The organism is Mesorhizobium sp. P2_E9 (genome assembly GCF_056403815.1).
Genome location: NZ_JBFUET010000009.1, coordinates 380,216 through 402,704, shown reverse-complemented (window position 1 = coordinate 402,704; position 22,489 = coordinate 380,216). Strand labels below are relative to the sequence as shown.

Genomic DNA, 22,489 nt, shown 5'->3' with positions numbered 1-22,489 from the left:
TCTATTCGTCGCTCGACGTTCCACGCGCGCCCGGCGCCTGCGCCGCCGCCTTGCGGCGCGCCTCGACCCGGTCGTGACGCTCGACGCCGATCAGCTCGGCGACGCGCCACACCGTATTGTCCTCCAGTTCGTGCAGCTCGCCATCGGCATAGACGATCTCCCACATCAAGCCGATGAACGCCTTGCGTCCTTCCGCGTCGAGATGGCGCTTGAGCACGCTGGTGAAGGCATAGAGGTCGATCGCCTCATTGTCGGCCCGCTCGCCGGCGGCGACGAGCGCTTCGAGTTCGGCGCCGCTGATCGAGTAGCTCTCGGAGAGCACGGCCTTGAAGCGCTCCCATTCGACGTCCTGGCGCACGCCGTCGGCATTCATCACATGGTAGAGCAGCGCCGAGGCTGCGACGCGCGGATCATCCGTGCTGGCATGCGCGCTGGGGCTGGCCGGTAAATCCCTCAGAAACGACAGAACGCGTTCGAACATCAATCCATTCCCAAACGGCCCAAAGGCCAAGTCAAATCAGCCGATGGCCAAATCAAAACAGCCGGAACCGGCGTGGCGACTTTTCCGCTTCCTCGTCCGGATCGACACCCGGATCGTCCGGCAAGCGCGCCAGTTCTTCCGCCGGCTCGACGGCCTCGGCATCCGCCGGGACCGCCGCGAAGGCTGCGGCCGTGACTGGCGTGACGTAGTCTTCGCTTCTATCGGTTCCTTTGCCCGTTGCCTCGCTGCCCTGGACAGCATGATCGACGACGTCGATCGGCTTTTCCGACACCGGTCTGGCCGGCGCTTCGATAGCGACAACCGTGGCGTCCGGCGCGTCCTCGCGGCTGTCGATCAACTGGCCAAGCCGCTCCATCGGCGCGCGCCATTCGAAGGCGTCCAGCCGGCCGCTGACCGGCGATACCGGCGCCCAGCGCTCCGAAACGACGCCATCGGCGACCCAGGCCGGGTCGCGCGGCGCCCGCACCGCCTTGGACAGCAGCTGCCGTACCTTGCCCTGGTCGCCGGTCTCGGCCTCCTCGATATCGGCCAGCAGCAAATAGGCACCCTCGCGGCGGTCCATCCGGATCGCGGCCTCAGCCTCACGGCGGGCAGTCGGGAAATCCTGCGCGTCGAGCGCCGCACGCGCCACCGTCATCGACGATTCGGCGTGGTTCCTCTTCATTTCCTGCAGCTTCTTGGCCCTGTTGAGCCGGTCAAGCACGGCATCGCCCGGCCTTGCATGGGTATAGAGCTCGGCGATCTCGGGATGCGGCTCGGCCTTCCACGCGGCTTCGAGGATCTTCGAGCCCTTGCGCACATCGTTCTGCTTGAACAGTGCGGCGGCGGCGGCAACGGCGGCAGGCGCGAAATCCGGCTGCAGCTTGTTGGCCTCGAGCGCCGCTGTCCTTGCCGTGGCAGGATCGCTGCCGGCGAGCGCCTGCGCCTTGGCGGTCAACAGCACGGCCCGGCGGCGGTTGGCGGCGTCGCGTTCGATTTGCCGCGTCGACTTCTGCGCATCGACCAGTTTCAAGGCCCCATCCCAATCGCCGCGCGCGGTCAGCTCTTCCAGCGTCGATTCGGCGGCCCAGGCCAGTTGCGGCGCAACGGCGGCGGCACGGCCGGCATAGTGCCTGGCGGCGTTGCGGTCGCCAAGCCGTTCGGCTTCGAGATAGAGCCCGCGCAGGCCGAGCAGCCGCATTTCGGGATCGTCGAGCATGCTCTCGAACTTTTGCCTGGCGCCTTCATGGTCGCCTTCCAGCAGCGACGCCTGCGCCTCGAGCAGATGAATCAGCGGTTCCTGGTCGGAACGGATCAGCTTCGCCGCTTCCTTGGTCTTCTTGCGGGCCAGCGCGCCGTCACCGGCACCGGCGGCGATCATGCCGGTCGACAGCGCCTGATAGCCACGGTCGCGGCGGCGCACGCGGAAATAGCGCGAGATGGTATAGGGGCTGTTCCACAGCGACTTGATCAGCCACCACAGGATCATCACAGCGGCGACCACGGTGACGACGGCCACAGCCGCCACCATCAGGCTGACCTGGTACTGGTAGCCGTTGAAGGTGACGACCATGTCGCCCGGCCGGTCGGCCAGCCAGGCAAAGCCCAGCCCGAGCGCGAAGACGACGATGAGGAAGGCGAGCAGGCGGATCATCGTGTTGCCCTCATGCCTTCATCGCGCCGGAGATCAGCGCGTCGACCTGGGTTTCGACATCGATGCGCGCCTTCAGTTTGCCGGCAAAATCGGCGCCCGCCGCCTTCACCGCTTCCGGCAGCCTGTCATATTCGCTGAGCGCCTTGGCATAGTCGCCCTGGGTGACCGCCACTTCCATGCGCGCCACGGTTTCTGGTGCACCGGCGCCCTCGACGGCACCGATCGGGCGAACCTTGACCAGCGATTCGGCACTCGACATCAGGTTCTGCAAGAAGCCGGCATTCTCATCGACCGGCGTTGCCGCGGCGACCATGGCATTGGCGGCGGCATCCATCTGCGAGGCGATCTCGGTGCGGGTGGGCACACCCTTTTCGGCATAGGGCCGCAAAGTCGCGATCTGAGACGCATTGGGTGAAATCGCGGCCAGCGTATCGAGTTCGGCCGAGAACGGCGCGCCGCGTTCAAGCGCCGACTTCAACGCCGACGCGGCGATGGCGAGCGCGATCTTCGGCTGTCCTGCCGCCGCCTCGACCTTGCCGGAAAGCTGCGACACCGACTGCTCCAGCGCGGTGAGTCTACCATCCTGCGCCTTCGCCGCCTCGCCTGTCGATTTCACCAGCGCATCGAGATCGGCCAGCTTTTCGTTGAGCGGGCCAAGATCGACCGGTGCCGCGCTGCCGGCCTTGCCGAGAGCGGCGACCGCGGTTTCGATCTGCTTGACCTTGTCGCCAAGGGCGGCAAGCCCGGCATTGTCGCCCGCACCACCCTGTTCGACCGCCGATTTCAGCGCCGCTATATCGGCCTTTACCTGCTCCAGGCCCGAGGAAAGCCCGACCACCTTGGCCGCTGCGTCGTTGTTGCCGCCGGCTTCCCTGAGGCCGGCGATGTCGCTCTTCAGCGAAGCGATCTCGCCATTGACGCCATCGAGCGACACGCCCGAACCGGAACCCGGTGCGCCGAGCAGACCGGCAAATTGCAGGCCGCCGGCGCCGACCAGTGCGATGACACCACCGATGATGCCGGCGGCGATGCCGTTGAGGCCGCCACGTTTTGCCGCAGCAGGTGTGGGCGCCATCTTTTCGTCCCGCGTCTGAGTTTTCGGCTGACTGTCGTCGGTGCGCTTCGCCGATGCATCCTCGAAATTGTAGTCGGAGGCCTTGGCGCGGTTGGCTGGCGCATCGGAGCCGGGATAGGGCAGCTCGGGTTCAGTCGCTTTGGCCTCCCCGGACGGCTCGGTCCCGGCCTGCCCCGGGGCGGCGTCGGCATGCTCCCAGGGTTCGAGATCGGTCTGGTCGGCATGCACCGGCTCTTCGGGCGTCTCCGGCTGCGAGGCGCTAGCGGCTTCTTCAGCCTTTGCCTCGTCGGTCTGCGCCGCGGCCTTGGCGGCATCCTCGTCGACGACGCGCGATACGGCGCCGGGCTCGAGATCGATGGTCACCGGCTCACGGCGGCTTTTCGAGTGTCGCATCTTCGGCGTCTTGACCATGCCGGGGCTCCGCAAAATTCGCTTCGTCTCAACGCCTGGCGGCGCGTGATGGTTCAGAAAGGGTCTAGCACATCACCAAGCGGTGAAAAGGGGCGGTGTGATGACGCGGCTCAGGGCAGCACCCGCAAAAGCGCCAGCAGCGCCTCCTCGTCGGGCTGTGCGGCAATGCCGATTGCTTTGCCGGCGCGGTCGTCGAAGGCAGCGGCGATGCGCGCGGAAAGAGCGAAAAAACGCGTCTTTTCAAAGACCTCTTGCAGAGCCGGCCGGTTGGTCAGAACCTGCATCGCGGCGGCCGCCTTGGCCGAATAGAGCAGCACCGCATCGACCGGTTGGCCGGACAGCAGCGCAAGGATAGCCTCGTCGGAATACCGCACCGGCAATGTGTCATATGTCTCCACGGCGGAGACTTGGACTCCAGCCGCTTCCAGCCTCTGCTCAAACATCGGAAATCGAACGCGTCCGCAGAGATAGACGATAGCCTCGCCGGAAAGCGCCGCCGCGATACCATTGGTCAGCGTCTCGGCATCGCCGGAGCCTTCAATGACCGACGAAAAGCCCATCCTGCGCGCCGCTTCGCCGGTTCTCGCTCCCACGGCATGGCAAGGCAGAGCAGCAAGCGCCGCGATCACCTCTTTTGAAGCATGGCGCACGGCATTGGCGCTGGTGACGGCAACGGCAACAGCCTCATCTAGAATGAGCCCGGCATCGACCGGCAAGACCACAGTTTCGGTCAGCGGCAGAACAACCGGTTGGAATCCCATGTCCTGAAGCCGCCGCGCCGTGCGCGATGCGCCCGGTTCCGGTCTGGTCACCAGGACGCGAAGCATCTCAGAGCCAGCCGTCGAAGAATTTTTCGCCGGCCTTGGACCGCACCGTCCGGGCGGCCTCATCGCCGATGCGGGCGGCATCCTGTGCCGGCCCCTGGAGCTCGACCGTGTGCGACTGCGTGCCATCAGGCGAGATGATCAGCCCGGAGAAAGAGAGCTTTCCGGCCTCGATCGCCGCATAGCCGGCGATCGGCGTGCGGCAGGAACCGTCGAGCGCCGCCAGGAAGGCGCGCTCGCAAGCCAGCGCCTGTCCGGTCGGCACGTCATGGATCGCCACCAGCATCTTTTCGACGTCACGATCGCCGATGCGGGTCTCGATGCCGATCGCGCCCTGTCCGGGTGCAGGTGGAAAGATGTCCAGCGGTATTAGGTCGGTAACGACATGTTCGAGCCCCAGCCGCTTCAGTCCGGCATAGGCGAGGATGGTACCGGCGGCGACCCCTTCGTCGAGCTTGCGCAACCGCGTCTGCACATTGCCGCGGAACATCACCACGTCGAGATCCGGCCGCATGCGGCGGATCAGCGCCTGCCGCCTGAGCGACGACGAGCCGATTTTTGCACCGTGCGGCAATTCGGCGATCGTCGTTGCCGCCTTGCCGACAAAGGCGTCGCGCGCGTCCTCACGCGGCAGGAAGGCAGCGAGTTCCAGGCCATTGGGCAGTCGCGTCGGCATGTCCTTCGACGAATGCACGGCGATGTCGATCGCGCCGGCGAGCAGCGCTTCCTCGATTTCCTTGGTGAACAGGCCCTTGCCGCCGGCTTCCGACAGCGGCCGGTCCTGGATGCGGTCGCCACTGGTCGAGATGACGACGACCTCGAAGGCTTCCGCCGGCAGGCCATGCGCGGCCATCAGCCGCGCCTGCGTTTCATGCGCCTGGGCCAGGGCCAGCGGGCTGCCGCGTGTTCCGATTTTCAAGATTGTTTGCATGGCGCGCGGTCCGTGATAACCCCCGGCTGGCTTTGCGTTTCCGGCACTCTCCCTAACGAGGAACGTACGGCTACACAATCTCTAGGGATAGCGACGAATTGATCCGCGTTCTGGGCATTGAGACGAGTTGTGACGAGACCGCCGCCAGCGTCGTGGCGCTGGAAGGCGATGCCGCGCCGAAAATCCTGTCCAACGTCGTGCTTTCCCAGATCGAGGAGCATGCGGCCTTCGGCGGTGTCGTGCCCGAGATTGCCGCGCGCGCCCATGTCGAGGCGCTGGATGGCATCATCGAGGCGGCCCTTGCCGATTCGGGCACAAGCCTTGCCGATATCGATGCGATCGCCGCCACCGCAGGGCCCGGCTTGGTCGGCGGCCTGATCGTCGGGCTGATGACCGCCAAGGCGATCGCCGCGGCGGCGGGCAAGCCGCTGATCGCCATCAACCACCTCGAAGGCCACGCCTTGACGGCGCGGCTGACCGACGGGCTCGATTTCCCTTATTTGCTGCTGCTGGTCTCCGGCGGCCACACGCAGATCCTGGCCGTGCGCGGCGTCGGCGACTATCAGCGTTGGGCCACCACCATCGACGACGCGCTCGGCGAAGCCTTCGACAAGACCGCCAAGATGCTCGGCCTGCCCTATCCCGGCGGGCCGAATGTCGAGAAGGCGGCACAGACGGGCAATGCCTCACGCTTTGCCTTTCCCCGTCCCATGAAAGGTTCGGCGCAGCCCGATTTCTCCTTCTCCGGTTTGAAGACCGCCGTGCGCCAGGCGGCGACGGCGATCGCGCCGCTGAGCGACCAGGATGTCGCCGACATCTGCGCCTCATTCCAGGCGGCGGTCGCCGATGCGCTGGCCGACCGCGTTTCGCGCGCGCTGGCGCGCTTCAGCCAGACATTTCCCGGCACGAGAAAGCCCGCGCTGGTCGTCGCCGGCGGCGTCGCCGCCAACCGCACCATCAAGGCAACGCTGGACCGGCTCTGCACCGACGCCGGTTTCACCTTCGTCGCGCCGCCGCTTAAACTTTGCACCGACAATGCGGCGATGATCGCCTGGGCCGGCATCGAACGGCTGCGGGAAGGCATGGCGCAGGAGAACGGCTTCGATTTCGTGCCGCGATCGCGCTGGCCGCTGGACAGCATCTCGGCGCCGATGGTCGGCTCCGGCCGGCGCGGAGCCAAGGCATGACCGGTCGAGCCACGAACAATCCGAGCAAAAGCGGCTGGCGAGTCACCGTGCTGGGCGGCGGTGCCTGGGGCACAGCGCTCGCGCTGGCGATGCTGCGCGCCGGCCATGCGGTGCGGCTGTTCGCGCGCGACCCGGAAACCGTGGCCGCGATCGGCCGTGGCGAGAACCCGCGCTACCTGCCCGGCATTGCTATTGCGCCCGGCATCGAGGCGACATCAGACATCAAGGCAGCGCTCGCTGGCGCCGATTGCGTGCTGGCGGTGACCCCGGCGCAATCCTTACGGGCGACGCTGACAGCCGCGAAGGACCATATGCCTTCTGGCATCCCGCTTGTTCTCTGCGCCAAAGGCATCGAGCGCGACACTGGTGCCTTGCTGTCGGCAATCGTCGAGGAGATCCTGCCGCAAAATCCGATCGCCGCGCTGTCCGGCCCGAGCTTCGCCACCGATGTTGCCAGGGGATTGCCGACAGCGGTGGTGGTCGCCGCTGGCGACGAGGCGCTTGCCGCCGACCTTGCCGCCCGTTTTTCGGCAGAAAATCTGCGCTGCTATTCGAGCGACGACCTGATCGGTGTCGAGATCGGCGGTGCCTTGAAGAATGTCTTTGCCATTGCCGCCGGTGCGGTCACCGGCGCCGGGCTTGGCGCCAGCGCCCAGGCCGCCATGGTGACGCGCGGCTTCGTCGAACTGCGCCGCATCGGTGCCGCCTTCGGCGCCAGGCCCGAGACCTTGATGGGGCTTTCCGGCCTTGGCGATCTGCTGCTGACCTGCTCGTCGGCGCAATCGCGCAACTTCGCCTATGGGCTGGCGCTCGGGCAAGGCAAGGCGCTTGCCGGACTGCCGCTGGCCGAGGGTGTGCCGACGGCGGCGATCGCCGCCCGCATCGCCGCCGAGCGCGGCATCGACGCGCCGATCATCGCCGCCGTCGCTGCCATACTGGACGGCACGATCACCATCCGCCAGGCCGTGACGGCCTTGATGACCCGGCCGCTGAAGACCGAAACCAACGATTGATCCCCCCAACCTCAATCCCGAGAGCCAGGAGAAGACCATGCTGTTTGCTTTTGTTTGCAAGGACAAGCCGGGAAGCCTGCAGATACGCCTCGACACGCGGCCCGTGCACGTCGCCTTTCTCGAAGGGCTGAATGCGGAGAAGAAACTGGCCTTTGCCGGTCCGTTCCTCGATGCCGACGGCAAGCCCAATGGCAGCCTCGTGGTCGTCGAGGCGCCGGATCTGGCCGCAGCCCAAGCCTTGTCGGCCGCCGACCCCTATGCCAAGGCGGGACTGTTCGAAAGCGTCGAAATCCGCCCGTGGAACTGGACGTTCAACAAGCCGGCGGCTAGTTAATTTCCGGTCGCCCGCAACTGGCCCGCAAGGAGGAGAAAACATGAACTACTGGCTGTTCAAATCCGAACCCTCGGTTTTCTCCTTCGAGGCGTTGAAGGCCAAGGGCAAGGCCGGCACGCAATGGGACGGTGTGCGCAATTACGCCGCCCGCAACAACATGAAGGCGATGCAGATCGGTGATCTCGGCTTCTTCTACCATTCCAATGAGGGGCTGAACGTGGTCGGCATCGCCGAGGTCTGCGCGCTGGCTCATCCGGACACCACTGCGGATGACCCGCGCTGGGAATGCGTCGACATCCGCGCCGTCAAGGATGTGCCGAACCCGCCCACACTGGAACAGGTCAAGGCCAACCCAAAACTTGCCGACATGGCGTTGGTGCGGCTCGGACGGCTTTCCGTGCAGCCGGTGACCCCGGCGGAATGGAAGGAAGTCTGCCGCATGGGCGGCCTTACACCTGCTCCGTGACGGTACTCACGCCGAACAGCGCGCAAAAATTCATCCTCGAAAACACGGCGCTGATGGCGCCGCCGCATGTGCCTGAGATTGTTCTGCACCTCGCCGATGAAGCGCACGATCTTTGGCAGCGCACCGAGGACGAATTGGTCGAGATCGGCCTGCCGCCGCCCTTCTGGGCCTTTGCCTGGGCCGGCGGCCAGGGCCTCGCCCGCTATGTCCTGGACAATCCCGACACGGTGCGAGGCAAGCGCGTGCTCGACTTCGCCTCGGGCTCCGGCCTTGTCGCCATCGCCGCCGCCCAGGCGGGTGCGGCTCAAGTGATCGCCGCCGACATCGACCCGTTCTGCGCCACGGCGATCCGCCTCAACAGCGAGGCTAATGGCGTCGGCATCGAATTCCTCGGCACGGACTGCATCGGCACCGATGCCGGCTGGGACGTGATTCTCGCCGGTGACGTTTTTTACGACAAATCCTTCGCCGACAGCCTGATGCCGTGGTTCGCGACGCTCAAGGCGCGCGGCGCGGCGATCTTCGTCGGCGATCCCGGCCGGTCGTATATGCCCAAAGCGGGCCTGGAGCCGCTTGCGGTCTATGAGGTCGCCGTCACCCGGGCTCTGGAGGATTCCCTGGTCAAGCGCACCACCGTCTGGCGCTTTGCTTGACGCCATCGCCGAAGCGCCTGATACAACGTGCAGGCATGCCGTACGGCCTGCGTCTGGAGGGGGAAAGCTCATGGATTTTTCAGCAGTGAACTGGCTGGCGGTGATCGCCGCCGCCGTCTTGGCCTGGCTGTTCGGCGCCGCCTGGTACATGGCGTTGAGCAAGCCGTGGCTGAAGGCCGCCAAGCTCGATCCGGCGACGATGAAGAAATCGCCGCTGCCTTTCGTCATCAGCTTCATCGCCGAACTGCTCATGGCCACCATCATGGCGCTGGTTGTCGGCGCCATGACCGGTGGTGAGCCGACATGGCTTGCCGGGCTTATCTTCGGCTTCGTGCTTTGGCTGGGTTTTGTCGCCACGACGCTGTCGGTCAACCATCGCTACGAGAATTTCGGCTGGGACCTGACCCTCATCGACGGTGGCCACTGGCTGGGTGTCCTGCTGATCATCGGCGCGGTGATCGGCTGGTTCGGCGCCGCGGCAAGCTGAGACGGTGCGTTGACGATGGCAGCCGGATTTCCACGCGACCTGGTGTTCACCCGGATCTGCCACGTCAAGCAGGGCTATGACGATCGGCGCCGCCACATTGTCCGCGAATTCGAGCGGCGTGGCGTGCCGGTCTATTTTTATACGGACTGGGACCGGCCCGATATCACCCCGGAGATTCGCAACGAGCTGGTCGCGCCTGCCTTTACCCACCCGCCGGCCGTCTCGCTGGCGCTGAAGCATGTCGGCATCTGGCGCGATTTCCTCGAGACCGACCTGCCCTATTGCCTGGTCTTCGAGGACGACGTCTTCCTCGCCCGCGACTTTGTCGGCAAGTTCCGGCAGGGGCTTTCCGAACTCGGCGGTCCGACGCGCAAGGCCGTCATCTATCTCGGCAATGGCAGCAACTACTACACGCCGAGCTGGAAATTGCGGAAGGGTCAAAGGCTCTACCCGGCACTGCACGCCCGATGCACCGATTCCTACCTCATCACCCGCCCGGTCGCTGAAGCGCGTTGTGCCTGGATCGAGCAGAACAAGATATACACCTCGATCGACCACCAGGTCGAACAGATGGACGAGAAGCTCGGCATTGAAATGCTGTGGTTCGAGCGGCCGATTGTCGAACAAGGCAGCGAAAACGGCGCTTTCCAGACGTCCATTTCGGCGAAAAACTATCCGCGTTTGTACAAAAGCGTGAAATGGAAATGGAAGAAATACACCCGCATGATCTTCGGCCATAACGCCCGGTCGTGACCGAAAGACCGGGCTCGGCGCAGCCGGCTCATGCCTCCGTGCCGTGCGTCTTTGCCGCCTCCTCGAGAAGCCATTCGCGAAACGCGACGATGCGTGCGTCGTCCTTCACGGTTTGCGGATAGACCAGGAAATAGGCGAACTCCGGCGCGACCTTGATGCCGAGCTCGAAGGGACGGACAAGCCGCCCTTGCGACAAATCGTTGGCGACCATGGCGAAGTCGGCCAGCGCCACGGCGTTGCCGTCGAGTGCTGCCTGCGTGGCATCGGTCGAGGAGCCGAAGACGAGGGTGCGGCTGTCATCGAAATCGTCAACGCCGGCCGCCTGCATCCACATGCTCCAGTTCGGCCAGGTGACGCCTTGCCGCGACCATTCGATATGCGCCAGAGTGTGCCGAAAGAGGTCGCGCGGTTCATTGAGCGGCGGCCCCGACGCCAAAAGCGCCGGGCTGCACACCGGGATGATGATGTTGTCGAACAGCCGATGCGCGCAAAGCCCCGCATATTTGCCGGTGCCGAAGCGAATGCCGATATCGACGTCGTCGCGCTCGAAGTCCCTGACATCGTAGGTGATGTCGAAGCGCAACTCGATGCCCGGCTTTTGACGGCGGAAATCATCGACGCGCCGCATCAGCCATTTTGTCGCGAACTGCGCGTCGAGCGTCACTTTCAGCAGCGCCGTGCCGCGCGTCACCTTGCGGGCGCGGGACACCGCCCGGTTGAGCAAGTCGAGCGCGTCGATCGATGCCTCGAACAGAACGTTTCCCGCTTCCGTCAGCCGCATGGTGCGGCTGGTGCGCGTGAACAGCACCAGTTCGAGCTGCTCCTCGATTTCCTTGACCTGGTGGCTGACCGCGGCCGGCGTCAGCCCAAGCTCGTCGGCGGCGCGGGTGAAATTGAGGTGACGCGCGGCCGCCTCGAAGGTCCTCAGCGCACGCGTTCCGGGCAGGAGGCGAGACATCAGCGCATAATTTCGAAAGAGCGGATCATGGCGTCTCGATCCTCAAACAAAACTTGATGATTGAGCAAAAACTACTCGTTTCCTCCCAAGATTTCAATCAGGCATGATGCGAGCATCGAAGTACCATTAAACCGGATTTGAAGTCCGGAGAGAAACGGATCGCATCATGTCTCACGTCGCTCTTCACCCCGCATACACCGCCCGGCCGGCCTGGCTGTCGGCGGTCCGCGATTGGCTCCGTCAGGCCAGGGTCGCGGTCAATCTTCCGCACCAGAACGTCGAGGACCTGTCCGATCGGCAGCTGCGCGATATCGGCGCTGGCCGCAAGGATATTGGCCGGGCCATGGACCGCGAGATCGGCCGGCTGGACCTGCTCGACATCGGCTGGCAGCAGCCAAGGAAGTAGGGTTGGGCAGTAGGGAACAGGCAGTAGGCCTCAGAAAGAGAACCCTACTGCCTACTGCCTACTGCCTACTGCCTACTGCCTACTGCCTACTGCCTACTGCCTACTGCCTACTGCCTACCTCACCACCCTCACCACCATCCGGTCCGACAGCAGCGGCAAGAGCCGCTTCATCGTCCGCGCGGTCACCGCGACGCAGCCTTGCGTCGGCGTGAAGCCGGGACGTGCCAGGTGGAAGAAGATGGCGCTGCCACGTCCCCTGCGGCGCGGCGAAATATTCCAGTCGAGCACCAGGCAGGCGTCGTAGAGCCGGTCGTCGCGCCGCATGCGTTCATGGCTGGCGCCGTAGGGAATCTTGACCGGCCTGTTGTAGTTGCGGTCGTCCGGTACTTCGCACCAGCCGAGATCGGGCCCGATCGGCGTCATCGCCAGCCGCGTCCGGCGGCCACCGGAAAACTGATCTCCCCGAAAATAACCCGACAGTATCCGCATCGAGCCAAGTGGCGTGGCGCCGTCGCCCTCGCGCTTGTCGGCCGAGATGCCGCCGCGCCCCAGCGCGCAGGCAAACACCGTATTTCCGGCCTGCAGCAGGCCCTGGCTGGGGTGGCCCGGCCTTGCCCGAACGGTCAGCACACGCAGCCGTTTCAGCAAAATTGCGCCGGCTGCATTGCGATCGAGTTTTTTCTTGTATGATCGTGCCACGGAACAAATCACTGTGATCGGCTATTGTGTCGGCCAGCTTCCGCATAAATACGCAGCGGTCAACTGAATTCGCTTTTCAAAACAACGGATTGATCCATGACTTCACGCACCATTCTAATCGTCGACGACGATGACGACCTGCGCGGCACACTGGTCGAGCAACTCGCCCTCTATGAGGAATTCGACGTGCTGCAGGAAGCGACTGCGGCAAAAGGCGTCACCGCGGCACGCGGCGGCCTCATCGACCTGCTCATCATGGATGTCGGCCTGCCCGACATGGATGGCCGCGAAGCCGTCAAGATCCTGCGCAAGGGCGGCTACAAGGCGCCCATCATCATGCTGACCGGCCACGACACCGATTCGGATACGATTCTGGGTCTTGAGGCCGGCGCTAACGATTATGTGACCAAGCCGTTCCGCTTCGCGGTCCTGCTTGCACGCATCCGCGCGCAGCTGCGCCAGCATGAGCAGAGCGAGGACGCCACCTTCTCGGTCGGCCCCTACACCTTCAAGCCCAGCCAGAAGCTGCTCATCGACCCGCGGGGCGGCAAGGTGCGGCTGACGGAGAAGGAAGCCTCGATCATCAAATATCTCTACCGCGCCGACCAGAAGGTGGTGACGCGCGACGTGCTGCTGGAGGAGGTCTGGGGCTACAATTCCGGCGTCACCACGCACACGCTGGAAACCCATGTCTACCGGCTGCGCCAGAAGATCGAGCGCGATCCTTCCAATGCGGAAATTCTTGTGACAGAAAGCGGCGGCTACAAGCTGGTTCCTTAAACATTTCATTATCCAATAAGCGGTCTGGGCGGGGCCGCGTTCGGGTGCGATCCTGTTGGAGGAGATTCAGGGTCGACTCGTGAAGGAGGGATTGGACTGACCGTTCGGGGACGCAGCTAGAGATGGCGTTGGATGACGACATCCGCATCCTGTCCGCCGTGAGGCTCTTCGAGGGTTTCACGCAGGAACAGCTACGCCTGCTCGCGTTCGGCGCCGAGAACACCCTGCTGCAGGCCAACCACAAGCTTTACCGCGAGGACGACGAGGCCGATTCGGCCTACGTCGTGGTCAGCGGACGCATCGTGCTGTACCGCGAGCAGAGTGACGAACGCATCCCGATCGGCACCGCCGGCCCCGGCACCATCCTGAGCGAACTGGCATTGATCGCCGACAGCAACCGGCTGACCAGCGCGTCGGCCGAAATCGATTCGGAAGTGATCCGGCTGAGCCGCAAGATGTTCCGTCGCATCCTGGAGGAGTATCCCGACGTGGCGGTGAAACTACACCAGCGCATCCTCGACGATTTCCAGGCCATGATCGCCCGCATCGAGAAGCTGGCGCCGCGGTTTGGCGGGTAAATCTAATTGCCATCTCGAACGGGTTTTGGCCTGAACAGGCACCAGAATGGCTTCCCGGGCGCAAGTTCACCTTGGCCGAGGAGTTGAAACCCGCAGTGCCCATAGAAAGCCAAATTCTTGCGTTGTGCGGTTTCGAGAAACGTCCCTGCCGAGACAGGATCTCTTTCGGCAAGATCGCAATAAGCCTTGACGAGCGCGCCGCCGGCCCCCTTTCCCTGCATCGAGGGGTGAACGCCAAGGACCCCAAGGTAGAAATGCGGTTCCTGCGGCTTGTATTCCTCACTGATGGCGTCCGCCCTCTCGAAGCGCGAAGCCATCGATGCCTGTCTTTGCTGAAGCAAAGCCCATCTTTGCTGGTGCGCCGGAGGCCATTCAGGCCGCTGCGTATCATAGCCCATCACCGCACCAAGGATGCGACCCTCGCTCTTTAACAGCAGCACAGGCATGCCAAGCGCCAGGCGCGCCGCCATCAGGATCGAGAAGAACTCTGTCACCAGGTCCTGACGCTGCGGAGGATCGCCCGTGAAGAAGAAAGCCATCTGCGGATCATCGGCAAAGGCAGCCGCCAGACATTCGGCCGCCGATGTCACATCCGGCTCTCGTGCTGCCACTATCTCCATTCAACGATCCCTTTGGCCTCCTAGAGCAATTCCAGGAAAAGTGTGAGCGGTTTTCCGTCAGGAATTGCGTCAAAACAGAGAGTTAGAGCGGTTCGTCGTTTCCATGAAACGGTGAAACGCTCTAATCCAGATCGAACCGCGCAATCACCGGCACATGGTCCGACGGCCGGTCCCAGCCGCGTGCGGCGCGCAGGATCTCGTAGCCGGCAAAACTGGGCACCAGGTTCGGCGACGACCAGACATGGTCGAGCCGACGGCCGCGATTCGACGCTTCCCAATCCTGTGCGCGATAACTCCACCAAGTGTAGAGCTTCTGCTCCAGCGGCACGTTGAGCCGCATCAGGTCGACCCAGTCGCCGGCCAACCGCATGGCCTCGAAATTTTCCGTCTCGACCGGCGTGTGGCTGACCACGTTGAGCAATTGCTTGTGCGACCAGACGTCGTGCTCGAGCGGCGCGATGTTGAGGTCGCCGACCAGCACCGAGGCGGACACCTCGCTATGTTCGGCGCGGATGGCGTTCATCTCGGCGACGAAATCGAGCTTGTGCTTGAACTTCTTGTTGATCTCGGGATCCGGTTCGTCGCCGCCCGCCGGAACGTAGAAATTGTGCACCAGGATCGTCTTGCCGCCGGCCCGCACCGTCACCGACAGATGCCGGCTGTCCTCGATCTCGCAGAAGCGGCGCTTTTCGACCACCTCGATCGGCCGCCGCGCCACCGTCGCCACGCCGTGATAGCCCTTCTGGCCATGGAACACGATGTGCTGGTAGCCTAGCCTGCGGAATGCCTTTTCGGGAAACAGCTCATCGGGAACTTTCGTTTCCTGCAGGCACAGCACATCGGGGGCGTACTCATCGAGCAGCCGCTCGACGATCGGCATGCGCAGGCGCACGGAGTTGATGTTCCAGGTGGCAATCGAAAAGGGCATTGGCAATCCGGAGGCAGCGTGCTCCCAGCCAGGACCGATGAACCCTGACGGAGAAGACGCCTTTTGAGGGAGTCAGCCCGGAAACTGCCAGCCTGGCGCCGCAAAGACAAGCCGGGCTATGCTTGGAAACCCGCTGAGGCGCGACCTAAGGTGCGTACCTCAGCGCGTCTTGGAGTTCAGCTCGCGGTTGGCCGTATAGTCGATGGCAAACGTGTCTGGGGCGAAGCTGACGCCTTCCTTGGTGTTGAAGATCATCACCGTGGTATCCTTGCCTTGCGCGTCGGTGATCGTCCACTGGCGCAGATCATAGGTTTTCGGATCGAACATCATGGTGATCATCGCATTGCCGAACACCGACTTGTCGGAAAGCTTGATGGTGGTGAGGTCGTCTTCTTCCTTGACGCTCTTGACGCGGTCGCCTGAGAGGTCGATGCGGTCGTCGAGCAGCAGCTTGAGCGGCGTCTTCGACAGCGGATAGAGATCGGACGTCCTCATTTTCTTGTTGAGGATGACCACCGACTTGCCGTCCGAAATCACCTTGAAATTCGACGCCCCGTCATAGTTGAAGCGGATCTTGCCCGGCCGTTCCAGGAAGAACTTGCCACCGGTCTGCTCGCCCTTGGGACCGAACTGGACGAATTCGCCGCTCATCGATTTGACCGAGGAAAAATGGTCCGCGATTTTCTGCGCGGCCGGGGGCACGGCCGCCTGAGCCGAGGCCAGCAATTCGAAGCCGGGTATCACATTGAGGGCGGCTGCACCCGCAATGACAACGCCAAGGCCGAGCAGTTGGCGGCGGGTGGGAGCAAAATCCCTGAGTGCGGAAAGATGGTTCTTCATGTCGGTCACTCGCTTGATGATTCCTGTATCTGTCGCTGTCGTGAACCCCCAGTTGGGCTGAAGTTTGGCGGTAGCGCGGCGCTGCTTCGCCTCAACGCGCCAGCGGGTTCAAAGTTGCCGTGAGCTCCCTGCCATCAGAATTTGTCGTCCTCGGTCGGTACAAGGATCTCGCGTTTTCCGGCATGGTTGGCCGGCCCGACAATGCCTTCCTTCTCCATCTTCTCGATGATCGAGGCGGCCCTATTATAGCCGATGCCGAGACGGCGCTGGATGTAGCTGGTCGACGCCTTGCCGTCGCGCAGCACCACGGCGACCGCCTGGTCGTAGGGGTCGTCGGAATCCTCGAAATTGCTGTTACCACCGCCGCTGGAGCCGCCGCCCTTGCCGGACGGTTCGTCATCGTCCTCGTCATCATCCTCGGTGATGGCGTCGAGATATTCGGGCACGCCCTGCAGTTTCAGGTGCCCGACGATCTTCTCGACCTCGTCATCGGAGACGAACGGGCCGTGCACGCGCTGGATGCGGCCGCCGCCGGCCATATAGAGCATGTCGCCCATGCCGAGCAGTTGCTCGGCGCCCTGCTCGCCCAGAATGGTGCGGCTGTCGATCTTCGACGTCACCTGGAAGGAAATGCGGGTCGGGAAGTTGGCCTTGATGGTGCCGGTGATGACGTCGACCGACGGGCGCTGCGTCGCCATGATGACGTGGATGCCGGCGGCACGCGCCATCTGCGCCAGGCGCTGCACCGCGCCTTCAATGTCCTTGCCAGCGACCATCATCAGGTCGGCCATTTCGTCGATGATGACGACGATATAGGGCATCGGCTCGAGATCGAGATTCTCCGTCTCGTAGATCGCCTCGCCGGTCTGGCGGTCGAAGCCGGTCTGCACTGTGCGCGATATCTTCTCGCCCTTCTTCTCGGCCAGCTGGACCCGCGCGTTGAAGCCGTCGATGTTGCGCACGCCGACCTTGGACATCTTGCGGTAGCGGTCCTCCATCTCGCGCACGGTCCATTTCAGCGCCACCACCGCCTTCTTCGGATCGGTGACGACGGGCGTGAGCAGATGCGGGATACCGTCATAGACGGACAGTTCCAGCATCTTCGGATCGATCATGATCAGCCGGCATTCCTGCGGCGTCAGCTTGTAGAGCAGCGACAGGATCATGGTGTTGATGGCGACCGACTTGCCGGAGCCGGTGGTGCCGGCGACCAGAACGTGCGGCATCTTGGCGATGTCGACGATGACCGCCTCGCCATTGATGGTCTTGCCCAGCGCCAGCGCCAGCTTGGACTTGGTGGTTTCGAAATCGCGGCTGGCCAGTATCTCCCTGAGATAGACCGTTTCGCGCTTGGCATTCGGCAGTTCGATGCCGATGGCGTTGCGGCCCGGCACCACGGCGACGCGACAGGCGATCGCGCTCATCGAGCGGGCGATGTCGTCGGACAGGCCGATGACGCGCGACGATTTGATGCCGGGCGCCGGTTCGAGCTCATAAAGGGTGACCACCGGGCCGGGCCGTACGGCGATGATCTCACCCTTGACACCGAAATCCTCCAGCACGCCCTCGAGCAGGCGCGCATTCTGTTCCAGCGCGTCCTTCGACAGGCTCGGATCCTTCGCCACGTTCTTCGGTTCCGACAGGAAATGCAGCGACGGCATTTCGAACGTGTCCGAGCCGATCAGCGAGGTCTGCGCCTCGCGCTGGACGCGCGCGCCCGGCACGGGGCGTGCCGCCGGCGCCTCGACGCGGGTGGCGGCGTCGGAGCGGAACTGCTGCACCTTGGCCGTTGGTGCCGCACGGCGCTGGCTGACGGGCTCCTCGTCGAAATCCATGTCCTCGTCATCGCGCTCGAAGATATCGTCATCGTCCGGATCGACGGAAACGCTGCGGTCATTGACCATGGCGGCGAAGAATTCCGGTTCGACACGGGCGCGGCCGTCCTGGCTCATCCGCGACTCGGCGAACTCGGCCGATTCGACCCTTTCGGCGGCGCGGCGCCAGGCGGTGGAGCGCTGCTCCATCTGTGGCTCGTATTCGTCCCGTTCCTGCCTGCGGCGCACGGCGCGGCGATGCATCCACGCGCGCAGCGAGAGCCACCAATGGGTGATGGCGCCGAGCGCCAATATGCCCTCGTCGCCCTCGTCCTCGTCATTGTCGAACAGAAGATCATCTTCGCGTGGATCGGCGGCGGCAGGCTCTTCCATGACGGCGAAGCCGTTCTTGCGACCGATCAGCGCCGCGCCATAGGCGAACAGCCAGAGCGTCGGCGCGGCCAGCAAAACGGCAAGCACGCTGGCGATCAGCCCGGTCGGGTAGCCGCCGATGAGGACGCCGGGAATCTTGAGCACCATGTCGCCGAACACGCCACCAAGACCGGTGGGCAGCGGCCAGGTCTTGGGCGGAACGATGCAGCCGGCGATCGCGGCGGCGAGCAGCGCGAAACCGAACCAGAACAGCCCGCGCTTGGGCAGCCTGTCGACGCCGCGCGCCGAAAACAGGAGATACCCCCAGATGACGGCGGGGACCAGCGCGGCAACCGCGGCAAGGCCGAAGAACTGCATGGCGAGGTCGGAGAACACGGCACCGGCATAACCCATGGCGTTGGTGACGGTGTTGTTGGTGGCGTGCGAGAAGCTTGGATCGGCAACGTTCCATGTAGCGAGGCTGGCGACCCCAAAGGCGACAGCCAGGAACAGACCGGCGCCGACCAGCCGGCCGACCTGGCGCCGCGCGAAAGCCTGGATGCCGTGCCCCGTATCGGCCAGCGCGAGCGGTGCTGAAGCCCCTGAACGCATGCTCTTCCCCGTCAGATTGCCTGGCCGGAGCGCATGACGCACTCCGGCAGATTCGGAGGTCAGACTAGCCGTGGGAAGGTTAAGGCCGCATTAACCATGGCTTTTTACCGACGCCTCATCCAGACAGGGATGGCGGGCCGTGAAGCCCGCCATCCCTGTCTTGAAACGCCGGAGCGATCGGGCCCTTCCGGACCCGATCTCGCGCAATCACTTGTGGCCGGCATACGGCGCCATGTTGGTGGGCTCGTCGAGCGCGCCAGCAAGTGCAACACCGCTGAGCATCGACAAAGCCAGCGCTCCCAGGAAGATGTTCTTAATGTTCATCAGTTGGTTCCTTCCCTGTTGGTAGCGAGCGCCAGGACGGCGCTCGCTACCCCCAGTACGGAGCCGGAGAGCCCTCCGTTTCTTCCTGTTGGCACATTCGGCGAACGTGATCACGTTGAAAAACGATTCACCCTTCGTCTTTTCCAAGCGTACGATTTTCCAAAAAAAGAGGCCCGAATTGCTTCGGGCCTCAATGCGTGAGCCTCTTTCGAGAACGTCACGACGGGATCTCTTTTGGCAACTCCTGGGAAATCCGGACTGCGGTTTTCAGGCATGAGTTGCGGGAGGAACCATGGGACCGGCGGGAGGAGGATCCGCCGGCCCCTTGGCGAGGCTGGCCTTACGGCACCACTTCGCCATGCTGGGAGATGTCGAGGCCTTCGACCTCTTCCTGGGTCGTCGGACGCAGGCCGACCAGCGCCTTGACGATGTAGAGGATCACGAAGGTGGCAACCGCCGTCCACAGGATGGTGAAGGCGATGCCATAGAGCTGCTTGCCAATCGAAGCGTCTTTGCCGAGCGCATTGATCGCCGGATCGGCGAGCACGCCGGTCAGCAACGCACCGACCACACCGCCGACACCATGGACGCCGAACGCATCGAGCGAGTCGTCATAGCCGAACATATGCTTCACCTTGACCGCCGAGATGTAGCAGACCACGCCGGCGACGATGCCGACGATGAAGGCGCCGGTCGGGTTGACGAAGCCGGAAGCCGGCGTCACCGCCACCAGGCCGGCGACAGCACCCGAGATGATGCCGAGCACGGAAGGCTTCTTGGCGACGATCCATTCGGCGAACATCCAGGCCAGTGCCGCAGCGGCGGTGGCGACCTGGGTGTTGAGCATGGCAGCACCGGCAAGACCGTCAGCCGCCAGTTCCGAACCGGCATTGAAGCCGAACCAACCGACCCACAGCAGCGAAGCGCCGATCACCGAATAGACCAGGTTGTGCGGCGCCATGTTGGTGGTGCCGTAGCCTTCGCGCTTGCCGAGAACCAGCGCGCAGACCAGACCGGCGACACCGGCGTTGATGTGGACGACCGTGCCGCCGGCGAAGTCGAGCACGCCAGCCGCGCCAAGGAAGCCGCCGCCCCAGACCCAATGCGCGATCGGCGCATAGACGAACACCAGCCACAGCGCCATGAAGATCAGCAGCGCCGAGAACTTCATGCGCTCGGCGAAGGCGCCGGCGATGAGGGCAGGCGTGATGATGGCGAAGGTCATCTGGAACATCGAGAAGACGAATTCAGGAATGTTCGCCACCCCCGGCAACCACAGCGTCGAGACCGTGATGCCGTGATGGAAGAACCTCGAGAAGCCGCCGATATATTGGTTCAGGCCGGCGGAATCATTGGTGGTGAAGGCGAGCGAATAGCCGAACATGAACCACAGCACCGTCACCAGGCAGGTGATGGCAAAGCTCTGCATGATGGTGGCGAGCACGTTCTTCTTGCGCACCATGCCGCCGTAGAACAGCGCCAGGCCCGGGATGGTCATCATCAGCACCAGCGCCGTCGAGGTCAGCATCCAGGCGGTGTTGCCGGTGTCGAGCACCGGCGTGGGAGCGGCGGCCGGTGCGGCAGCGGCAGCGGCCGGAGCTGCTTCCTGCGCGAAGGCGGCGACGCTGCCCAATGCTGCGAGAGTAAGCGCGCCCAGAAGGGCCGCCCGTCCCGTCGTCTTCAAGGTGGAAGGAATATTCATTGAACTCTCCATTGGAATACGTGTTCGCCGCTCAGAGCGCGTCGGTGTCTGTTTCGCCGGTGCGGATGCGCACCGCCTGGTCGATGCCGAAAACGAAAATCTTGCCGTCGCCGATCTGGCCGGTCTTGGCGGCGGCGGTGATGGCTTCGACGGCCTTGTCGACCGTGTCGGCACTGACCGCGACCTCGATCTTGATCTTCGGCAGGAAACTGACCGCGTATTCCGCTCCGCGATAGATTTCCGTATGCCCCTTCTGACGCCCGTAGCCTTTGACTTCGGTGACGGTCAGGCCCTGGATGCCGACGGCGGTAAGCGCTTCGCGTACCTCGTCGAGCTTGAACGGCTTGATGATTGCCATCACGATTTTCATAAGGTTTCACCCTTTGCTGTTGCGGTCCCCCGCGTTTGCACGACTTCACCGATCCCAAAGAGCCGGAGAGTGCTCCCAAGAATTCAAGCTTCGTGCCAAGTGCCGAAGCAGCATGTTAACCTGTTGTAAACAAAGGGAATGGAGTGGCCGGAGCCAGCAGGTGCCCGTGCCTGCGACACGCCACATGCTCAAAAATTATGCAATTTTTCGAATTTGCCTAATTTGCCGGCTTTGGGCATGGCGCCGAAAACCGGAGCCCGGTTTTTGGAAATGATCCTGCTCAAACATGACTCGCAATGCTCAACGCTTGAGCCGGATCAACCCTTCCTGGGCCATCGAGGCGATCAGCGTGCCGTCGCGGGCATAGAGCGTGCCGCGGCTGAAGCCGCGCGATCCCGAGCTCGACGGGCTGTCCTGCGCATAGAGCAGCCAGCCGTCGAGCGAATGCGGCCGGTGGAACCACATCGAATGGTCGAGGCTCGCCGCCTGGATGTCGGGATCGAATAGGCCGCGCCCATGCGCGAAGGTCGAGGTGTCGAGCAGCGTCATGTCGGAGAGATAGGCGAGCAGCACCGACTGCAGCGCGCGATCGTCGGGAACCGGCCCAGCGAGGCGGATCCAGACGTTTTGCCGGGGCGGCAGCTTGTCGCGGCTTTCATAGTGCTGGAGATTGACCGGCCTGAGCTCCAGAGGCCGCTCACGCGCCCAGAAGCGGCGCACCGCCTCCGGCACACGCTCGGCCCTCTCGAGCAGCTGCCGCTGCGTCTGCAGCCCTTCCGGCGGCGGCACGTCATCGGGCAGCGCGAACTGATGCTCGAGCCCCTTCTCGTCGACCTGGAACGAGGCTTCCAGCGAAAAGATCGCCTGGCCGTGCTGGATTGCCAGCACGCGGCGGGTGGTGAAGGAGCCGCCGTCGCGGATGCGGTCGACCTCGTAGACGATCGGCACCCTGATGTCGCCCGGCCGCATGAAATAGCCGTGCAGCGAATGCACGAAGCGGTCCGGCTCCACCGTCCGCTGCGCCGCCACCAGCGCCTGGGCGATCGTCTGGCCGCCGAACACGCGCTGCCATTCCACCTGGGGGCTGCGACCACGATACAGATTGTGTTCAAGCCTCTCGAGGTCGAGAATGCTCAGAAGCTCGTCCATGGCCGCCGTCATGTTTTGTGACCTCGCCGCAAAATTGCTATGGCGGTTTCCGACAGGAAGAACGAACC

Annotated in this window: 24 protein-coding genes; 10 read left to right on the top strand and 14 right to left on the bottom strand. The window is 63.9% G+C overall.

Annotated elements, in window-relative coordinates:
* Window position 1: 1 nt before the first annotated feature.
* From AC1D05_RS18475 to hemC, 5 genes are all read right to left on the bottom strand, one after another.
* On the bottom strand, window positions 2-481 hold the full coding sequence (locus tag AC1D05_RS18475) for a tellurite resistance TerB family protein (RefSeq protein ID WP_477442713.1): 480 nt from the start codon (window positions 479-481) through the stop codon (window positions 2-4).
* Between the two features lie 52 nt (window positions 482-533).
* Window positions 534-2,135, bottom strand: a complete 1,602-nt coding sequence (locus AC1D05_RS18470; RefSeq protein ID WP_477442711.1) for a heme biosynthesis HemY N-terminal domain-containing protein — start codon at window positions 2,133-2,135, stop codon at window positions 534-536.
* A 10-nt stretch (window positions 2,136-2,145) separates the two neighbouring features.
* Window positions 2,146-3,621, bottom strand: a complete 1,476-nt coding sequence (locus tag AC1D05_RS18465; RefSeq protein ID WP_477442710.1) for a COG4223 family protein — start codon at window positions 3,619-3,621, stop codon at window positions 2,146-2,148.
* 110 nt (window positions 3,622-3,731) lie between these two features.
* The gene (locus tag AC1D05_RS18460; protein WP_477442708.1) at window positions 3,732-4,448 is read right to left on the bottom strand and encodes a uroporphyrinogen-III synthase; all 717 of its coding nucleotides are present in this window, start codon (window positions 4,446-4,448) and stop codon (window positions 3,732-3,734) included.
* A 1-nt stretch (window position 4,449) separates the two neighbouring features.
* Window positions 4,450-5,376 (bottom strand): hydroxymethylbilane synthase, encoded by a 927-nt coding sequence (gene hemC, locus AC1D05_RS18455; protein WP_477442706.1) that lies wholly within the window; start codon window positions 5,374-5,376, stop codon window positions 4,450-4,452.
* A 98-nt stretch (window positions 5,377-5,474) separates the two neighbouring features.
* Between hemC and tsaD the strand changes: the two genes are divergently transcribed.
* The 7 genes from tsaD (at window position 5,475) to AC1D05_RS18420 (ending at window position 10,269) form a co-directional block, all read left to right on the top strand.
* Entirely contained in the window at window positions 5,475-6,563 is a 1,089-nt protein-coding gene (gene tsaD / locus AC1D05_RS18450; protein ID WP_477442704.1) for a tRNA (adenosine(37)-N6)-threonylcarbamoyltransferase complex transferase subunit TsaD, read from the top strand.
* On the top strand, window positions 6,560-7,576 hold the full coding sequence (locus AC1D05_RS18445; protein WP_477442702.1) for an NAD(P)H-dependent glycerol-3-phosphate dehydrogenase: 1,017 nt from the start codon (window positions 6,560-6,562) through the stop codon (window positions 7,574-7,576). The genes tsaD and AC1D05_RS18445 overlap by 4 nt, the downstream gene beginning before the upstream one ends.
* A 37-nt stretch (window positions 7,577-7,613) precedes the next feature.
* Complete coding sequence (locus tag AC1D05_RS18440; protein ID WP_258588613.1) at window positions 7,614-7,910, top strand: YciI-like protein; 297 nt, start codon at window positions 7,614-7,616, stop codon at window positions 7,908-7,910.
* Window positions 7,911-7,950: 40 nt separating this feature from the next.
* The gene (locus AC1D05_RS18435) at window positions 7,951-8,376 is read left to right on the top strand and encodes an EVE domain-containing protein (RefSeq protein WP_477442700.1); all 426 of its coding nucleotides are present in this window, start codon (window positions 7,951-7,953) and stop codon (window positions 8,374-8,376) included.
* Window positions 8,331-9,029 carry a class I SAM-dependent methyltransferase gene (locus AC1D05_RS18430; protein ID WP_477442698.1) on the top strand — a complete coding sequence of 233 codons (699 nt, stop codon included), beginning with the start codon at window positions 8,331-8,333 and terminating at the stop codon, window positions 9,027-9,029. Before AC1D05_RS18435 ends, AC1D05_RS18430 begins: the two co-directional genes overlap by 46 nt.
* 70 nt (window positions 9,030-9,099) lie before the next feature.
* Window positions 9,100-9,516, top strand: a complete 417-nt coding sequence (locus tag AC1D05_RS18425; protein WP_477442696.1) for a DUF1761 domain-containing protein — start codon at window positions 9,100-9,102, stop codon at window positions 9,514-9,516.
* Between the two features lie 15 nt (window positions 9,517-9,531).
* Entirely contained in the window at window positions 9,532-10,269 is a 738-nt protein-coding gene (locus AC1D05_RS18420; RefSeq protein WP_477442694.1) for a glycosyltransferase family 25 protein, read from the top strand.
* A 28-nt stretch (window positions 10,270-10,297) separates the two neighbouring features.
* On the opposite strand, the gene gcvA is transcribed toward AC1D05_RS18420, so the two are convergent.
* Window positions 10,298-11,227, bottom strand: a complete 930-nt coding sequence (gene gcvA, locus AC1D05_RS18415) for a transcriptional regulator GcvA (protein ID WP_477442693.1) — start codon at window positions 11,225-11,227, stop codon at window positions 10,298-10,300.
* 166 nt (window positions 11,228-11,393) lie between these two features.
* Here gcvA and AC1D05_RS18410 point away from each other — a divergent pair, with 166 nt between their 5' ends.
* Window positions 11,394-11,633 carry a hypothetical protein gene (locus AC1D05_RS18410; protein WP_477442691.1) on the top strand — a complete coding sequence of 80 codons (240 nt, stop codon included), beginning with the start codon at window positions 11,394-11,396 and terminating at the stop codon, window positions 11,631-11,633.
* A gap of 114 nt (window positions 11,634-11,747) precedes the next feature.
* Here the strand turns inward: AC1D05_RS18410 and AC1D05_RS18405 are convergent, their stop codons facing one another.
* Window positions 11,748-12,284 (bottom strand): L,D-transpeptidase family protein, encoded by a 537-nt coding sequence (locus tag AC1D05_RS18405; protein ID WP_477442921.1) that lies wholly within the window; start codon window positions 12,282-12,284, stop codon window positions 11,748-11,750.
* A 144-nt stretch (window positions 12,285-12,428) separates the two neighbouring features.
* Between AC1D05_RS18405 and AC1D05_RS18400 the strand changes: the two genes are divergently transcribed.
* Both AC1D05_RS18400 and AC1D05_RS18395 read left to right on the top strand, forming a co-directional pair.
* Entirely contained in the window at window positions 12,429-13,112 is a 684-nt protein-coding gene (locus tag AC1D05_RS18400; RefSeq protein ID WP_010912284.1) for a response regulator transcription factor, read from the top strand.
* Between the two features lie 122 nt (window positions 13,113-13,234).
* Window positions 13,235-13,690: a cyclic nucleotide-binding domain-containing protein gene (locus AC1D05_RS18395; protein ID WP_477442689.1), complete on the top strand. Its 456-nt coding sequence runs from the start codon at window positions 13,235-13,237 to the stop codon at window positions 13,688-13,690.
* A 2-nt stretch (window positions 13,691-13,692) separates the two neighbouring features.
* On the opposite strand, the gene AC1D05_RS18390 is transcribed toward AC1D05_RS18395, so the two are convergent.
* From AC1D05_RS18390 to tesB, 7 genes are all read right to left on the bottom strand, one after another.
* Window positions 13,693-14,310: a GNAT family N-acetyltransferase gene (locus tag AC1D05_RS18390; protein ID WP_477442687.1), complete on the bottom strand. Its 618-nt coding sequence runs from the start codon at window positions 14,308-14,310 to the stop codon at window positions 13,693-13,695.
* 121 nt (window positions 14,311-14,431) lie between these two features.
* Window positions 14,432-15,238 (bottom strand): exodeoxyribonuclease III, encoded by an 807-nt coding sequence (locus tag AC1D05_RS18385; RefSeq protein WP_477442685.1) that lies wholly within the window; start codon window positions 15,236-15,238, stop codon window positions 14,432-14,434.
* Window positions 15,239-15,397: 159 nt separating this feature from the next.
* Complete coding sequence (locus tag AC1D05_RS18380; protein ID WP_477442683.1) at window positions 15,398-16,078, bottom strand: outer membrane lipoprotein carrier protein LolA; 681 nt, start codon at window positions 16,076-16,078, stop codon at window positions 15,398-15,400.
* A 134-nt stretch (window positions 16,079-16,212) separates the two neighbouring features.
* Window positions 16,213-18,876 (bottom strand): DNA translocase FtsK, encoded by a 2,664-nt coding sequence (locus tag AC1D05_RS18375; RefSeq protein ID WP_477442682.1) that lies wholly within the window; start codon window positions 18,874-18,876, stop codon window positions 16,213-16,215.
* A 664-nt stretch (window positions 18,877-19,540) separates the two neighbouring features.
* Window positions 19,541-20,902, bottom strand: coding sequence for an ammonium transporter (locus AC1D05_RS18370; protein ID WP_477442680.1), 1,362 nt, complete (start codon window positions 20,900-20,902; stop codon window positions 19,541-19,543).
* 31 nt (window positions 20,903-20,933) lie between these two features.
* The gene (locus AC1D05_RS18365) at window positions 20,934-21,272 is read right to left on the bottom strand and encodes a P-II family nitrogen regulator (protein WP_010912291.1); all 339 of its coding nucleotides are present in this window, start codon (window positions 21,270-21,272) and stop codon (window positions 20,934-20,936) included.
* A 300-nt stretch (window positions 21,273-21,572) separates the two neighbouring features.
* The gene (tesB, locus tag AC1D05_RS18360; RefSeq protein ID WP_027042889.1) at window positions 21,573-22,433 is read right to left on the bottom strand and encodes an acyl-CoA thioesterase II; all 861 of its coding nucleotides are present in this window, start codon (window positions 22,431-22,433) and stop codon (window positions 21,573-21,575) included.
* Window positions 22,434-22,489: the final 56 nt, after the last annotated feature.

Bases quoted from the DNA above. Each gene is read 5' to 3' on its own strand.
- AC1D05_RS18470 (WP_477442711.1), bottom strand. From the start codon at position 2,135: ATGATCCGCCTGCTCGCCTTCCTCATCGTCGTCTTCGCGCTCGGGCTG.
- AC1D05_RS18465 (WP_477442710.1), bottom strand. From the start codon at position 3,621: ATGGTCAAGACGCCGAAGATGCGACACTCGAAAAGCCGCCGTGAGCCG.
- AC1D05_RS18400 (WP_010912284.1), top strand. From the start codon at position 12,429: ATGACTTCACGCACCATTCTAATCGTCGACGACGATGACGACCTGCGC.
- tesB (WP_027042889.1), bottom strand. From the start codon at position 22,433: ATGACGGCGGCCATGGACGAGCTTCTGAGCATTCTCGACCTCGAGAGG.
- AC1D05_RS18430 (WP_477442698.1), top strand. From the start codon at position 8,331: ATGGAAGGAAGTCTGCCGCATGGGCGGCCTTACACCTGCTCCGTGACG.
- AC1D05_RS18390 (WP_477442687.1), bottom strand. From the start codon at position 14,310: ATGGAGATAGTGGCAGCACGAGAGCCGGATGTGACATCGGCGGCCGAA.
- AC1D05_RS18365 (WP_010912291.1), bottom strand. From the start codon at position 21,272: ATGAAAATCGTGATGGCAATCATCAAGCCGTTCAAGCTCGACGAGGTA.
- AC1D05_RS18440 (WP_258588613.1), top strand. From the start codon at position 7,614: ATGCTGTTTGCTTTTGTTTGCAAGGACAAGCCGGGAAGCCTGCAGATA.
- AC1D05_RS18380 (WP_477442683.1), bottom strand. From the start codon at position 16,078: ATGAAGAACCATCTTTCCGCACTCAGGGATTTTGCTCCCACCCGCCGC.
- AC1D05_RS18385 (WP_477442685.1), bottom strand. From the start codon at position 15,238: ATGCCCTTTTCGATTGCCACCTGGAACATCAACTCCGTGCGCCTGCGC.
- AC1D05_RS18370 (WP_477442680.1), bottom strand. From the start codon at position 20,902: ATGAATATTCCTTCCACCTTGAAGACGACGGGACGGGCGGCCCTTCTG.
- AC1D05_RS18420 (WP_477442694.1), top strand. From the start codon at position 9,532: ATGGCAGCCGGATTTCCACGCGACCTGGTGTTCACCCGGATCTGCCAC.
- AC1D05_RS18410 (WP_477442691.1), top strand. From the start codon at position 11,394: ATGTCTCACGTCGCTCTTCACCCCGCATACACCGCCCGGCCGGCCTGG.
- hemC (WP_477442706.1), bottom strand. From the start codon at position 5,376: ATGCAAACAATCTTGAAAATCGGAACACGCGGCAGCCCGCTGGCCCTG.
- AC1D05_RS18375 (WP_477442682.1), bottom strand. From the start codon at position 18,876: ATGCGTTCAGGGGCTTCAGCACCGCTCGCGCTGGCCGATACGGGGCAC.
- AC1D05_RS18460 (WP_477442708.1), bottom strand. From the start codon at position 4,448: ATGCTTCGCGTCCTGGTGACCAGACCGGAACCGGGCGCATCGCGCACG.
- AC1D05_RS18435 (WP_477442700.1), top strand. From the start codon at position 7,951: ATGAACTACTGGCTGTTCAAATCCGAACCCTCGGTTTTCTCCTTCGAG.
- AC1D05_RS18425 (WP_477442696.1), top strand. From the start codon at position 9,100: ATGGATTTTTCAGCAGTGAACTGGCTGGCGGTGATCGCCGCCGCCGTC.
- gcvA (WP_477442693.1), bottom strand. From the start codon at position 11,227: ATGTCTCGCCTCCTGCCCGGAACGCGTGCGCTGAGGACCTTCGAGGCG.
- AC1D05_RS18475 (WP_477442713.1), bottom strand. From the start codon at position 481: ATGTTCGAACGCGTTCTGTCGTTTCTGAGGGATTTACCGGCCAGCCCC.
- AC1D05_RS18445 (WP_477442702.1), top strand. From the start codon at position 6,560: ATGACCGGTCGAGCCACGAACAATCCGAGCAAAAGCGGCTGGCGAGTC.
- AC1D05_RS18395 (WP_477442689.1), top strand. From the start codon at position 13,235: ATGGCGTTGGATGACGACATCCGCATCCTGTCCGCCGTGAGGCTCTTC.